At 36.6% G+C, this 13,591-nt stretch carries 13 protein-coding genes; 7 read left to right on the top strand and 6 right to left on the bottom strand.

All coding sequences use genetic code 11. The features are described 5' to 3' along the window. Positions 1-128 precede the first annotated feature (128 nt). Together E2636_RS15125 and E2636_RS15130 are read left to right on the top strand one after the other, a co-directional pair. On the top strand, positions 129-1,187 hold the full coding sequence (locus E2636_RS15125) for a saccharopine dehydrogenase family protein (protein ID WP_134210953.1): 1,059 nt from the start codon (positions 129-131) through the stop codon (positions 1,185-1,187). Between the two features lie 498 nt (positions 1,188-1,685). Continuing rightward, the gene (locus E2636_RS15130; RefSeq protein WP_134209225.1) at positions 1,686-2,930 is read left to right on the top strand and encodes an IS110 family RNA-guided transposase; all 1,245 of its coding nucleotides are present in this window, start codon (positions 1,686-1,688) and stop codon (positions 2,928-2,930) included. Between the two features lie 411 nt (positions 2,931-3,341). Here the strand turns inward: E2636_RS15130 and E2636_RS15135 are convergent, their stop codons facing one another. Then, entirely contained in the window at positions 3,342-4,349 is a 1,008-nt protein-coding gene (locus tag E2636_RS15135) for an LLM class flavin-dependent oxidoreductase (protein WP_134210954.1), read from the bottom strand. Between the two features lie 118 nt (positions 4,350-4,467). Next, positions 4,468-5,427 (bottom strand): aldo/keto reductase, encoded by a 960-nt coding sequence (locus tag E2636_RS15140; RefSeq protein WP_134210955.1) that lies wholly within the window; start codon positions 5,425-5,427, stop codon positions 4,468-4,470. 808 nt (positions 5,428-6,235) lie between these two features. Here E2636_RS15140 and E2636_RS15150 point away from each other — a divergent pair. The 4 genes from E2636_RS15150 (at position 6,236) to E2636_RS19080 (ending at position 9,469) form a co-directional block, all read left to right on the top strand. Then, positions 6,236-7,210 carry a proline dehydrogenase family protein gene (locus tag E2636_RS15150; protein ID WP_134210957.1) on the top strand — a complete coding sequence of 325 codons (975 nt, stop codon included), beginning with the start codon at positions 6,236-6,238 and terminating at the stop codon, positions 7,208-7,210. Between the two features lie 477 nt (positions 7,211-7,687). Then, complete coding sequence (locus E2636_RS15155) at positions 7,688-8,323, top strand: YfbR-like 5'-deoxynucleotidase (RefSeq protein WP_134210958.1); 636 nt, start codon at positions 7,688-7,690, stop codon at positions 8,321-8,323. 121 nt (positions 8,324-8,444) lie between these two features. Further along, a complete protein-coding gene (locus tag E2636_RS15160) occupies positions 8,445-8,855 on the top strand; it encodes a DUF2177 family protein (RefSeq protein WP_134210959.1) in 411 nt (136 codons plus the stop codon). 449 nt (positions 8,856-9,304) lie between these two features. Beyond that, complete coding sequence (locus E2636_RS19080) at positions 9,305-9,469, top strand: hypothetical protein (protein WP_166669542.1); 165 nt, start codon at positions 9,305-9,307, stop codon at positions 9,467-9,469. Between the two features lie 275 nt (positions 9,470-9,744). On the opposite strand, the gene E2636_RS15165 is transcribed toward E2636_RS19080, so the two are convergent. The 3 genes from E2636_RS15165 to E2636_RS15170 all read right to left on the bottom strand — a co-directional run bounded on the left by E2636_RS15165 (position 9,745) and on the right by E2636_RS15170 (position 11,240). Beyond that, positions 9,745-10,383 carry an HNH endonuclease domain-containing protein gene (locus tag E2636_RS15165; protein WP_243840668.1) on the bottom strand — a complete coding sequence of 213 codons (639 nt, stop codon included), beginning with the start codon at positions 10,381-10,383 and terminating at the stop codon, positions 9,745-9,747. Continuing rightward, positions 10,374-10,556, bottom strand: a complete 183-nt coding sequence (locus E2636_RS19435) for a hypothetical protein (protein WP_243840669.1) — start codon at positions 10,554-10,556, stop codon at positions 10,374-10,376. Before E2636_RS19435 ends, E2636_RS15165 begins: the two co-directional genes overlap by 10 nt. A 147-nt stretch (positions 10,557-10,703) precedes the next feature. Continuing rightward, the gene (locus tag E2636_RS15170; RefSeq protein ID WP_134210960.1) at positions 10,704-11,240 is read right to left on the bottom strand and encodes a GNAT family N-acetyltransferase; all 537 of its coding nucleotides are present in this window, start codon (positions 11,238-11,240) and stop codon (positions 10,704-10,706) included. 207 nt (positions 11,241-11,447) lie between these two features. Between E2636_RS15170 and E2636_RS15175 the strand changes: the two genes are divergently transcribed. Further along, a complete protein-coding gene (locus tag E2636_RS15175; RefSeq protein WP_243840783.1) occupies positions 11,448-12,143 on the top strand; it encodes a GGDEF domain-containing protein in 696 nt (231 codons plus the stop codon). Positions 12,144-12,732: 589 nt separating this feature from the next. Here the strand turns inward: E2636_RS15175 and E2636_RS15180 are convergent. Further along, a complete protein-coding gene (locus E2636_RS15180; protein WP_134210962.1) occupies positions 12,733-13,542 on the bottom strand; it encodes a DUF2935 domain-containing protein in 810 nt (269 codons plus the stop codon). Positions 13,543-13,591: the final 49 nt, after the last annotated feature.

Raw genomic sequence — 13,591 nt, forward strand, 5'->3', positions numbered from 1 at the left:
ATATTAATAAAATACTTATTTAAGTACTACCTGTTTAACCAAGAATTTAACCCATTAAACGTACTAAAAAAATTTTTATCAATAATTTATTTATTTTTTCCACATATTTCAAATAGGAGGATTAAAAAATGAAACAGACATGGATGATTTACGGTGCAAATGGATATACCGGGGCACTAATTGCACGAACGGCCGTTGAACGTGGTTTGAAACCGATTTTAGCAGGACGTAATTCGGGAGAAATCCAATCTCTAGCAACTGAACTGAACCTCGAAGGTCGTGTGTTTTCATTGGAAAAGTCAACACAGATTGAGTCAGGCCTTATAGGAGTTGACTTGGTGCTTCATTGCGCGGGTCCATTTTCAATCACTAGCGCTCCAATGATCGAAGCTTGTCTGACAGTTGGTGCCCATTATTTTGATATTACTGGAGAAATCGGTGTATTTGAACATGCACATGAGCAGGATAAACGAGCTGTCGAAGCCGGTATCGTTATTTGTTCAGGAGTTGGTTTTGATGTAATACCGACAGATTGTGTTGCGCTTAAATTAAAGGAATTACTGCCAAATGCCACACATCTTTCTCTTGGATTCGAATCCGATTCAGGCATTTCACCAGGTACATTTAAAACTATGATACAAGGTCTTTCATCCGCTAGTTCAGAGCGTCTGGAAGGCATAATTACCGAATTCCCTCTTGGCAAAAAGCATCGAACCATCAACTTTGGAAGAGGACCTAAAACGGCAATGGCAATTCCATGGGGAGATGTTTCGACTGCTTTTTATACGACTGGAATTCCAAATATTAGTACATGGATTCCGATGCCAGCTTATAAAATAATCGGGGCTCGTTCCCTGAAATGGATGCGACCAATTTTATCTAATTCATTTGTACAAGCAATTTTACGAGAATGGGTGGACCGCTCAATTAGTGGACCTGATGAAAAGGTTCGACAAAATTCTCGAGCTTATATTTGGGGGGAGGCAATAAATGCGACTGGCGAATCTCAGACGGTGCGTATTGAAACGGCGAATGTATATAGTTTGACTGTTTTTGGAGCGCTCGCTGTTGTAAGTCGTGTACTTAATACGGACATAGCAGGAGGTAGTTACACGCCAGCTAGTTTGTTTGGTGCTGAATTAATTGAAGAATTGCCTGGATCAGGGACGTTTCAGTTTTTTTTGTAAAACGAATAAAAACAGGACGAGATAGACTCTCAGCCTGTTAATATCTATGAAACTATAAAAAGACTGATACACGCTGATTTCCGTTTTGAGCGGACGCGTTCCGTGGGGCGTGCGGTGAGCCTCCTCGTCGCTAAAACAATCAATGCTCCTGCGGTTACTCGTCGCAAAGATATTGGACGAATGACAGTTCGCCCAATATCTTTCCAGCTGAAGACCCCACAGTGGTTTTAGCGACGAGGAGGCTGAAGCCGTGCCCGCGGAAACATACTAACATTAGTAGCACAGACCAAGGCCATGGTTTGTGCTACTATTTTTTTGTAGAAGTGAAGGGAAGTCGAGCGGACGCTGGGATCTGAGAATCCGAATCAGGAAACCGACTCACTTCACACCCTTATAAGAATCAGTTTAGTATGTTGGGTCCTCGAGACCGTGTATAAGAAAGTGGAATCAATAAGGCACTGTGATGGACTTCTATGAAGAATGAACAGGAGGAGAAGTATGAAACACGTCATCGCTTTTGATGTCAGTATGGGAAAAAGCACTATGGTCCTCTACGATCACAATCAACACTGCAGGTATGAAGGGGAATTGGAACATACTCTTACCGGTTTCCAATCGCTAAAAGAACGCATTGATTCTTTAACGGAACAGGATGGTCAGGTTCCAGAAATTGTTTTCGAAGCTACAGGTGTCTATTCGCAAGGTCTTGAGAAGTTTCTTCAGGAACACCAGTATCCTTACAGCCGGCTCAATCCATTAGAGGCTAAACTCCAAACCGCCTCCATGCGCAGGCAGAAAACGGATATCGGTGATGCCCATGAACTGGCCAGGTCGCATTTTAGGATTGATCGTCCAGAAACCTACATTCAAGAAGACTACTATGAACAGATGCGTGCGTTGGGACGCTACTATGAGGATATTGAAAAAGAACTCGGTCAACATTCTAATCGGTTGCACGCTTTCCTACAGTTGAGCTTTCCAACGCTCGAAAAAGTGTTTTCGAAGAGTTCCATTTTGTTCTTAAATATCGTGAAGCTCTTCCCGCACCCGGCCTATTTAGGAGGACTGTCAAATGAGGAGTTATGCGATCAAATCAAACGTGCAACACGCAAAAACTTATCTGCCAAACAAGCGGAAGAGAAAGCAACTTTACTTCTCATGGCTGTTAAAAATTCCTACTCGGCTATTGGACCGAAAGATGTGCGATGTCAACATTTGAAGCAATATGCCAAACGCATTCAGGAACTACGGGTTCAAAAAAAGGAAATCATCAAACAGATGGTCGACCTTTCCAAAGATCGAGTGGAATTTCAAGTGCTCAAATCCTTTCCAGGAATCGGTGAAAACACCGCCGTTCAAATCCTTGGCGAGTTAGGTGACATCCGTCGTTTTCAAAATTCGAAACAAATCAATGCGTACGCAGGAATCGATATCCAACGGTATCAATCAGGCAAACTCCAACATCAGGATAAAATCAATAAAAGAGGAAACAGAAGACTGCGCAAAATCCTGTTCCAAATGGTCAGGTCTATGATCTCCTTGCGGGCAAAGACCCAAAATACGATTGTGGATTATTACGACAAATTAAAAAAGCAACCCAATGGAAAGCTCCATAAGGTTGCGATGATTGCCTGTATGAATAAGTTCTTGAAAGTTGCATTTCACCTTATCCAAAATGGCATCCTGTACCGGTACGAATCAGCAGTGTTTCGTAACACGATTCCTCTAACTATAGCACAATAGCCCCTGCGAAAAAAACAGAAATCGTGAGGTTTATTTACTATGCTTATTTTTTCGGTTCCGTGTGTTAAATCATGATTTCTGAGGGTATAGTGAAGCCAAATATCTTTTAACAAGCGACGGAACAGAAGTCAACCGCTTACTATTTCATTTTCACTATTTTTTTCTGAAAAAGAAATGGGAAAACTCTTGACTAGTGGTAAGAAAGCGTCCATCTGTTTCTGTTTCTGCATCGCTTTGCTAGCTTCGAAACTTGAAAGTGAGCAACATCGCTACGCTAGCTTCGAAACATGAAAGTGCGCTGGAACGGAAAGCAACGGGATACTTGAAAAACTATATAAAAAAGGCTGTCCAGAAAATCAGTTTTACTGTTTTCTGGACAGTCCCACGACAAAGAAACGTTTCATTTTCTTTTTAAAGGTTGTCTACAACTTCTTTTAATAGTTCATACGAGCGTTTTCTAGCTTGCTGATCGTAAATATATGTTACTGCTATTAATTCATCGACATGGAATGTCCCTAAGAATTTTTTCAACTGCTCCTCAATGGCACTCTTATCACCTTTAAATGAATATGCTGACATACTGCGCACAGCGCTTTCTTCAACAGAATTCCACACGCCATCCATCGAATCAACAGGAGGCTTTAATAACTCTTCTGTACGTCTAACAACATTTAAATAAAAACGATCCGTTGAAGTGGAAAGTTTTTTTGCTTCTTCATTTGTATCAGCAGCAACAACATTCACACAAACCATTACATACGGTTCAGATAAATATTCAGATGGTGTAAATTGATTACGGTAAATATGCAATGCTTGTTCTAGTTGTGTCGGCGCAAAGTGAGCTGCGAATACATATGGCAAGCCTAATCGAGCAGCCAAAGTTGCACTTGACGTACTCGAGCCTAGAATGTAGATTGGCACATTAGCATCTGCACCTGGAAAAGCACGAACCATTCCTTGTTGATCTATTGATTTAAAATAATTTTGCAATTCAACAACATCTTGCGGAAACGCAAATGCAGTTTCTTGCGACGTTCGACGAAGTGCATGAGCAGTCCGCATATCCGTTCCTGGTGCGCGACCTAACCCTAAGTCCACCCTATTAGGATATATGGCTTCTAATGTACCAAACTGTTCGGCAACAACAAGTGGTGTATGATTCGGTAACATAATACCACCTGAACCTACTCGTATTGACTCCGTATTTTCTAAAACATGACCTATTAAAATCGAAGTAGCTGAACTAATAACTGCTGGCATATTGTGATGTTCGGTTAACCAATAGCGCTGATACCCAAGTTGTTCAGTATGTCGTGCTAAGTTGATCATATCGCCTATCGCTTCTTTATGTGTTTGCCCTTCAAGTACTGCAACTAAATCCAATACGGAAAGTGGAACTGGCTTAATTTCTATCGTCATGACAAAATTCCTTTCGTAAATCAAACTATCTCTATGTCATCATAAAACGACCAAAAACGAACATCAAGATATTTGCTTACGTCTCCATTTCACCAATTAGATATGGAAATTGGTAAAATCACAACTTACTCACACTTTCTTGCAGTTCATCAGACCATTTCCAGTCACTTATTTGCACCGCATCCGTAATGTGGTGGGGTTTGCTAGCTCCAACAATCGCAGAAGTTACAGCAGATTGATTAAGAATCCACGCTAAAGAAAATTGTGACAAGTTTACATCATGTTCAGAAGCCAGTTGTTTGTATTTAGAAACCAGTTCAAAATTTTCATCTGTGAAATAATTCTGAATCAGCTCTTCTCCTTTTGCTGCTCGGCTTCCTTCTGGCAAATCATCGCTAGTTTTATATTTACCTGATAACATACCACGAGCCATCGGACTATATACCAAGAGTCCCAAAGTTTCAGACAAACAGTAAGGTACCAGTTCTTCTTCTACTTTCCGTGATAATAAATTGTATTGAGATTGAGACGACACAAAGTGCTCAAACCCATGAAGTTTGCTAATTCCGGATGCTTTGGCTATTTGCCAAGCTGCATAATTGGAACACCCGATATAGCGCACTTTTCCTTGAGTAACCAAATTCGTTAAAGTAGACAATGTTTCTTCGAGAGGAGTTTGATCATCGAAACGGTGTACTTGATATAGATCTATGTAGTCGGTTTGGAGTCGTCGCAAAGAATTCTCGACTTCACGCATTATATGAAATTTAGACAATCCAGCATCATTAGGATCTTTCCCCATCGGCAATCCTACTTTCGTTGCCAAAACTACTTTGTCACGTCTTCCCTTTAACGCTTGGCCAATAATTTCTTCACATTCACCTGTGCCGTACTTGAATGATTCATCTTGGCCTTTGCCATAAAAATTAGCCGTATCAATTAAGTTAATACCTGCATCAATTGCTGTATCTAAAATCTCTTTAGAAGCTTTTTCATCAATCCAACGTCCAAATGCCATCGTTCCAAGACTTACATTCGAAACATGCAAACCTGTTACCCCTAAGTTTAAGTAGTTCATCTAATTCCTCCTATTATTAAAATGTAAATATAAAATTAATTCGCCAAGAACCCAGTTTTCATGGTGTTTTTATTATATGGAGACTAACATGCTAAAACGGAATTTCTTTGATGTGACTCTCGTTAATTCGATTAATATGAAGTCTCAATTTCCTCTTATTGAAACGCAAGTTCCCTCTCAGTGGAAGTGAATTTTGTTTAGTAATCTTTGGATTGTACATAAAAAATCATCCTATCTAATTTTGTGTGTGGGTACTTTCCTTTTACAAGATAGGATGATTTTTTATAAAACTTATGGTGAATGATTGTAGTGAAAGGCGGCGAGAAAACATGTGCTCCTGCGGTTACTCGTCGCAAAGATATTGGACGAATTACAGTTCGTCCAATATCTTTCCAGCGGGAAAAGCGAGTCCAGGTGAGACCCCACAGGAACTTGCGACGAGGAGGCTCAACGGACCGCCCGCGGAAAGCGTCCGCCTGTTTCTGCATCGCTACGCTAGCTTCGAAACATGAAAGTGCGTTGTAACGGAAATCACTAGATTTAAATAAAAGAATGTACTTTCTAATGTTTTTAAATAAGTAGTCATGTTCTTTTAGAGCACCTGATAATGATTACTTAACAACTAATGCCGGTAAGGACACTTTTATGATACAATTCCGTACAAGTTAATATGATTATGTATGCATGTTCATTAAAAAGAATTATAATGAAATGTAATCATGAATCACATGTTACTCAGTAGTGTTTCTTACCCTTTTATTTCAGATGTAAGATGACATATAATGAATCACTTTCAGGAGGAATAATCATGTTAAAAGGTGTATTTATAAGCTTATCTCAAAACCAATTATTGACAACAGCAGCAAAAAAATATGGTTTGAAATTAGGCGCACAAACAGTAGTAGCTGGAACAACTGTTGAAGAAACAATTAATAGTATCCGCAAACTGAATGCATTAGGTATTAGTGCTACGGTTGATAATTTGGGCGAATACTCGATCGAAAGAGAAGAAGCGTTGGAAGCTAAAGCAAGTATTCTTGAAGTAATTGAAAGTATTCATACTAATGGTGTAGACGCTCATATTTCATTAAAACCTACACAACTTGGGTTAGATATTGATTATGATTTCTGTTATGAGAATTTACTCGAAATTGTAGCTGCTGCGAGCAAATACAATATGCATATAAATATTGATATGGAAGATTACGACCATTTACAGCCTTCTTTTGACTTAATGGATGACCTTTTAAAAGAGTACGACAATGTTGGAACAGTAATTCAGGCCTACTTCGATCGAGCGCAAGACGACCTCGAAAAATATAAAGATTTACGTATGCGCATCGTTAAAGGCGCATACAAAGAGCCAATTGAATATGCTTTTCAAACAAAAGAAGATATTGATGAAAATTTCATCAAACTAATTGAGTATCATTTATTACACGGAAAATTCACTTCAATTGCAACACATGATCACCGAATTATCGATCAGGTTAAAAAGTTCGTGAAAGAAAATAACATCCCTAACGATAAATTCGAGTTCCAGATGTTATACGGTTTCCGTAAAGATATGCAAGTTGATCTTGCCAAGCAAGGCTATAATTTCTGCACATACGTTCCTTTCGGTGACGATTGGTACGCTTACTTTATGAGAAGATTGGCTGAACGCCCGCAAAACTTGAATCTTGTTGTTAAACAAGTCTTCAACAAACGTACAAATACAGCTATTGGAGTATTGGCTGGCGCACTTGCACTGAAAACATTGGTTAATAAAAAGAAAAAGTAATAAGAGATGCTGTCCTTAAATAGGGACAGCATTTTTTTGTCACAAATAATGAATACTAACGAAATTAGATATTTTGAATACTCTAGTAAGAATGATAAAAGAAACCTTTCTTATTGGATTTAATACTACTTGCCCTTGTTACTAGAAAAAAATTTTTCCTTATTACCTTTTATCTTTTAATGAATCGTCTAATATACTTGTTCTACCACATTAACTATTTATCCTTCTTTAACCGTGAAATAAGCATGCAATTTTTCATTATGGAAATACTCTTTAAAGCCGAAGAAATTAATCAAGGATAGAATTTAAATGATTTTCAGCTAAAATTCTCGAGATTTCTTATTTAATTAAAATTCCAACTATTTTGTATACGAAAAATTATATGACCCTCCAAACTGGAAACACAATGCATAAAAAGATATAATTCACGAAAGTAATGGAGAGAAAAAATCACTACCTTAAAGGAGAAGATAAATAATGGGTATTCATAGATTTTTTACGAGCATGAATGACTTGGAACGAATTATTCGTTGTCCCGGTAAATTTAAGTTTGAAGAACATAATGTAGCAGCACATAGTTGGAAAGTATCCCAATATGCCATGTTTTTCGCGACTATTGAAGAAAATAGTGGTGAAGTCGTTAATTGGAAATCTTTATATGAAAAGACAATAAACCATGATTTCGCGGAAGTATTTATTGGAGATATTAAAACCCCAGTCAAACATGCATCTCCAGAACTTAAACAAATGATTTCACATGTTGAAGAAAAAATGATGGAGAAATTTATTTTAGAAGAGATTCCTGTTGAATTTCAACCCGTTTTCTTTGAACGAATGAAAGAAGGTAAAGATGCTACTATTGAAGGTCGTTTGCTCGAATTTGCAGATAAACTAGATCAATTTTACGAATCATTTGCTGAGTTAAAAAGAGGCAATACTGACCCCGAGTTCGTATACATGTATCAAGAGGCATTGACGAAGTTGCTAAAATTGCCATTGAAGGCAAGTGTGTCATATTTTCGCGATGTCATGTTAGAGGATGTTAAACGTGAAAAAACTGCACTCGATGTAAAGGCGTTTACACAAAAAGTACTAACCGCTAAAACCCCATAGGACCTGTAGGAATGTAAATTCAAAGTTTGAATGTGCTCCTTCAATTCATACTAGTCGATTTCCGGCATACCATTCTGATAAAATCTTCTTAATTGTTTTTAAAAGATATGGAGGTATTGAATTGGGGAAAAACGTAAGAATTTATGTTATTACATTATTAGTCTTTTTCTTAGTCGACATCGTCTGGCTCGCATTTATTTCAACTAACTTATACGAAGAACACATTGGTTTTTTATTAAAAGAGGACGTCAACTGGCTAGCTGCGGGGATTTTCTATTTGTTGTACATTGCAGGATTAATCTTTTTCGTCATTCTCCCTGCTCTAGAAAAAAACAGTTGGACTTACGCACTGTTCGCAGGTGGTTTTTTCGGATTAATTACATATGCAACTTACGATTTAACAAACCTTGCTACGTTAAAAGATTGGCCTATTTTCATCACGTTTGTGGACTTACTGTGGGGAACTTTTTTAAATGCCGCCACCGCTATCATTACGTTCTATATTGTCAGTAAAATTAATAAAAAACATTAATCATGAATAACTAACTCATAAGAAAAAAACGTATGCAGTTATATTTATTTACAAAATGAAACCCAGCAACTGAACTAATCGTTGGGTTTCTTTATCTTAATTTAAAAATTTTTAAGACCATCTAATTTGAGCCTCTAACTCAATGGTTTTAATCGCTAGCAAATCAATTGTCTTCTGTTGTTTCGCAAGAATCAAAGCAAAATATCGTACTCTTTCCGATAAAAATCTTGTGGAAAATATGCTATTTAAAGCGCTTCGAAAACCTTAATCGTGCAGATTTTACATCGACAGTTTTGGTTTCAAGTTTAGCTCATTTCTTCTCTTTACAAATACTCTGATGACAGTCACCTTACACTTTTCTTCGATAATTGCATGATTGATTTTTCATTCCCTTTAATAATTCATGAAAAATTTAATATACTATTAAAAAACACAGAGAGGACATGATGATGGATTCTGACAAAGTGGACCAAAAGGAAATGGAGTTGCGTCGAAACAAGGATTTTATGGCTTCTCTAGATATGGTAGGTGAAGGTGCTCCTATTTATCATTTGGATTCAGAGGAAAAGAATGCGGAAAAGTCATCTGACAATAATGAAAATAATTCAATATAAGAAATAATGATTTTAATCCCATATTGAGGTTAATGCATGTACACGATTTTCAACACGACTGAAACTACTGTATTTTTCTAATACAATCACACATACACAAAATCCAGTAACTTTTAAAGTTACTGGATTTCTTTATCAAGGAGCCCATCCCTTTTCAAAGCCATTCAACTCTGCATATTCATACAGCTTCTGATGAAAATCATAGGTCTCCATTACTTGTTTAACTTAAACGTCGCCCGTTTTCTTAAATAATTGGTTTCGCACATCCAGTTTATTTAAATAGCGCTCTGCAGGTAATTTGCTACCTTTGCTTGAATTGAATTAAGAGATGAAGACGTGAGGACGAAATTCCACAATTCATCACTATGAACAAAGCTCCAAGGTACAAAATGATCTACAGAAATCGAACGCTTTGCGACTTGTAATGGTCGATCCGTATAAAAGCATGTACTTCCAGAGGACGTCACAATCATTTGTTGGAATTGCTGCAGAGATTCACGCTGAGTTATGTCTTCTATTTCCTCAAGTAAAATCCCCTGTGGTAAATGTGGATTCTTCTTTTGCAAAAACTTTGCGAGCTCATAGTTGTTTAACTTGAAAATATTCGTTTGATACTTCAATAAAAACTCATAGGCTCCTGGCGTGATTGTGAGTTGTCCTTCTGTATTCGCAAACAACGCACGCACTACATACTTTCTAATTACTTTACTTTCAATTCGTTTAATCAATTTAAGCTGATGTCTGTCTTTAAGTGAATCAAATGATACTCCACTTGGAATTTGCCATTCAACTTGAAATTTCTTTACCTCTTTTTCAATTTGAGCCCGATGTCCTTGTGAATACCCATTACGAATGACTAAATTCCAATAAAGTTTTGCAAAAGATTCAGCTAACTGATCAAAACTTACTTCCAAATCTTTAGTTGTTTATACAGATTCTCTAGAATCGCGCGTAGCAAGGCAAACTTATAGGAAGTTGTTTTCACCGATTGAGATGAAAGAGTTTTCATGATGACCGACCACAATTGATCTTCAGAAACGTGATGATAATAAGCTATTCCTTCTTTTAGTTTCCATCCTTCGGTCATATTGAACCCCCTCCCATCCTATATGCAAAGTTTAATAATACTTGTAGTGGTAACAACATATTACATCAATAGCTAATGTGCACGCACCAAAAAACCAGTATCTCTAATCTTCTACATACTGGTTTTTTGGTTGCCGTAAGTATTAAGTTAAGCCATTAATCGATAAACAACCATTCGAAATGTCCGACTTTTAGAGTATCCGTCTTCATCCACTCTACTAATCTCAGCAAATTCACATGTTTCCAAAAGTTTAATTGATTTACCATTGTTCTCTTCAGTATATGCATCAAGAAAGTTTAACTTCATGACATTAAAACCATAATCAACAGCATGTACTAACGCTTCTCTCATTAGTCCTTGACCTTGAAATCTAGGGATAAGTCCATACCCTAATTCTCCACTTTTCTCTTCCTCGTTTAGATTCCAGATACAAATAGTTCCAATCACTTTAGTGGATTGTCTATGTTCAATTACCCATATAATCCATTTATTATCATCCACACCTATTCTCATCTTTTCAATATAGGCTTTTGTTTCGTCTATATTTTCCTCTACTAGTGTATCTGTATATTCATGCATGGTAGAATCTTTTCTCATTTCAAACAAGTCAATCAAATCAAGTTGACTCATTTTTCTTAGCAACAAATTCTTTGTCTCAATAGTCGGAAATGGAGTGAAATTCATGATTTTCTTTCCTCTTTCTAAATGATTTTATATGTATGGACACTCTGCACTATATTATGATAAATTCATCTAGTATAATATTGCTATTAATAAACAACGTGACAGAAATTAATCAGGTAGTAATTTTACTTGTTAATATACTTTGAGTATCTTGCACAAAGTATCCTTGACTACTAGAATATGACTCTTCACACCATAAGAATAGGGGTGGATTACTTGAAATATACCGGTAGATTTTATGCAGTTGGAATTGTGGTCTTATTTAACATCCTTAGATATTATTATTACCATCAATATTTAGGAATAACTAGTGACACAAATTTTTTTATATTTGCACCCTTTTTTATTATCGTTCCTTGGTGGGCTGGAAAGCAATATGATAAAGCAAAATTTTATTCTGAGATTGATCCTTTAACGAATACATATAATAGAAGGATCGTTGAAAAACAATTTCAATTGCTAGCACGTAAAGTAAAGAGGATGAATGGTAAAATTGGTATCGTGATGATTGATATTAACGACTTTAAAGTATTTAACGATACATTTGGACATCACACAGGCGATGAACTACTTATTGAATTTGCCTCTCTCCTAAAACGCTATACTTCCAAGGATGACTTGGTAGCACGTTGGGGTGGAGATGAATTCGTTGTGGTAATTCCTAATATTGATGTCAATTTTACATCTAAATATGTTGAAGGTCTACATCAAGAGTTTAAAAAAATACGAATTTCTGAATCTACATCAATTAAAGCATCTGTTGGCTTTGCTATTTACCCTGATAATGGAGAGACATTTGAAACATTAATCAACTCCGCAGATTTGGAAATGTATACTTCTAAGAAATTTGCAAAGTTGACACAAAAAGTTGATGTACGTAAAGATTTCAAACATTCCATATAATACTATTTTAGTGGACTTAAATAACAGTAAGCCCCTTCTTAATAGAGGTCACTTACTGTTAGTAGTTCTTTACAGATAAACCTTTCCCTTTTAGCACAGAAGGAAGCAAAGGGTTACCCCTAGAACAATGCCGAAGCTGTTTTAAAATTTTATAGCCAGAGCTCGTCAATGAAAATGATAGAATCACCACCTGGATATAGATGTCCGAGCAAAGTTTCATCAACTCTACCTACTCTAAGACTTAGGTCCGCTGAAATCTTAATTGCTGCAAGGTTGTTCCTCAATGAGCTTCTCATCACTTTCACATCAGAAACACCTTCTATTTCAGTTCCATCTTTTATTCCTCTAATAGGAAAAAGAAACAAACTCTATATAGAGTCTGTTTCTACTTTTAATATAAATTAAATACATATAAGGAATTAAAATTAATTGTTAAAAAAACATTTCCAATAAAAAATAAGTGTTCTTCTTAATAATTAAAAAGTAAAAAAAGATACGCCTTTATTTAAGGCAATATCTTTTTTTACATATTTCTTCAAGTATTTGGAAACCTTCTTCCGACATTATCAGAAGACCCGATCTAAAAGTTCTACACTTCTGTACGTGGCTTTGTTGGATCGCATGTTGGAGGAGACAAGGAGGTTGTTTCTGCCAATTTCTTTAAATAATAACATTCTTCTCGCGCCATATGATCAGCCATTAAAGGAGCAAGAGTACCAAGCGTTTCCTTCTTTAACTCCATCTCTTCTAACTCACGTAAAAAAGTCTTAAATATTATCATCTCTATTTGAATATCATTGTGGAATTTAGCCAATGCAGGGAATTCAATTATGTTTGTTCGTAAATACCCAGCTAGCTCCACCGCTTTTAAATAGAACTCTTCCCAATCTTTTGTGAACTTTCTTCCTTTATACTTCAACTGTTTTTCAGCCTGATCAAGATTGGCGTCAATTGCACCGGCATGGCCAGCTGCGTCTAACAACCATAACAAGTCGTGATGCAAGGAATGAACAACGGGCGGCGTCTGTCCTTTTTCTAAAAAAGAGAATATACGAATGGCTTCTTCTACTTCATTGACCATATGATTTATAAAAGATGGAGGAAGTGAAATCTTTATTTTCCCAACCAAATGCTCTTTGATCAAGTCCAATTTGAAAGCACGAATTTCTTCGCTTAAGGTCTTTGATTTCTCAAGAAGTGATACTAGGGATTTTTCATCCAATACTTGCTTTGAATTGTGAAGTAACTTATCAAAACGTTTTGTAAAAGAATTCGCTCCATTTATATATTTTTCTTCACTTGGTGCCAAAGAATCATGTATGAACCTACTATGATCTCCTAATATTTGAAGCCAAAAGTGAAGCTCGATTAATGACTCATTGACAATGGTTTTGGTCAATAAAACATCCCCTTTTCATGTATATACATTCATATGTAAAGGGGTTAGA

It is taken from the genome of Paenisporosarcina antarctica, from assembly GCF_004367585.1.
In the GTDB taxonomy this organism is placed as follows: Bacteria; Bacillota; Bacilli; order Bacillales_A; family Planococcaceae; genus Paenisporosarcina; species Paenisporosarcina antarctica.

Bases quoted from the DNA above. Each gene is read 5' to 3' on its own strand.
- E2636_RS15125 (WP_134210953.1), top strand. From the start codon at position 129: ATGAAACAGACATGGATGATTTACGGTGCAAATGGATATACCGGGGCA.
- E2636_RS15130 (WP_134209225.1), top strand. From the start codon at position 1,686: ATGAAACACGTCATCGCTTTTGATGTCAGTATGGGAAAAAGCACTATG.
- E2636_RS15135 (WP_134210954.1), bottom strand. From the start codon at position 4,349: ATGACGATAGAAATTAAGCCAGTTCCACTTTCCGTATTGGATTTAGTT.
- E2636_RS15140 (WP_134210955.1), bottom strand. From the start codon at position 5,427: ATGAACTACTTAAACTTAGGGGTAACAGGTTTGCATGTTTCGAATGTA.
- E2636_RS15150 (WP_134210957.1), top strand. From the start codon at position 6,236: ATGTTAAAAGGTGTATTTATAAGCTTATCTCAAAACCAATTATTGACA.
- E2636_RS15155 (WP_134210958.1), top strand. From the start codon at position 7,688: ATGGGTATTCATAGATTTTTTACGAGCATGAATGACTTGGAACGAATT.
- E2636_RS19080 (WP_166669542.1), top strand. From the start codon at position 9,305: ATGGATTCTGACAAAGTGGACCAAAAGGAAATGGAGTTGCGTCGAAAC.
- E2636_RS19435 (WP_243840669.1), bottom strand. From the start codon at position 10,556: ATGACCGAAGGATGGAAACTAAAAGAAGGAATAGCTTATTATCATCAC.
- E2636_RS15170 (WP_134210960.1), bottom strand. From the start codon at position 11,240: ATGAATTTCACTCCATTTCCGACTATTGAGACAAAGAATTTGTTGCTA.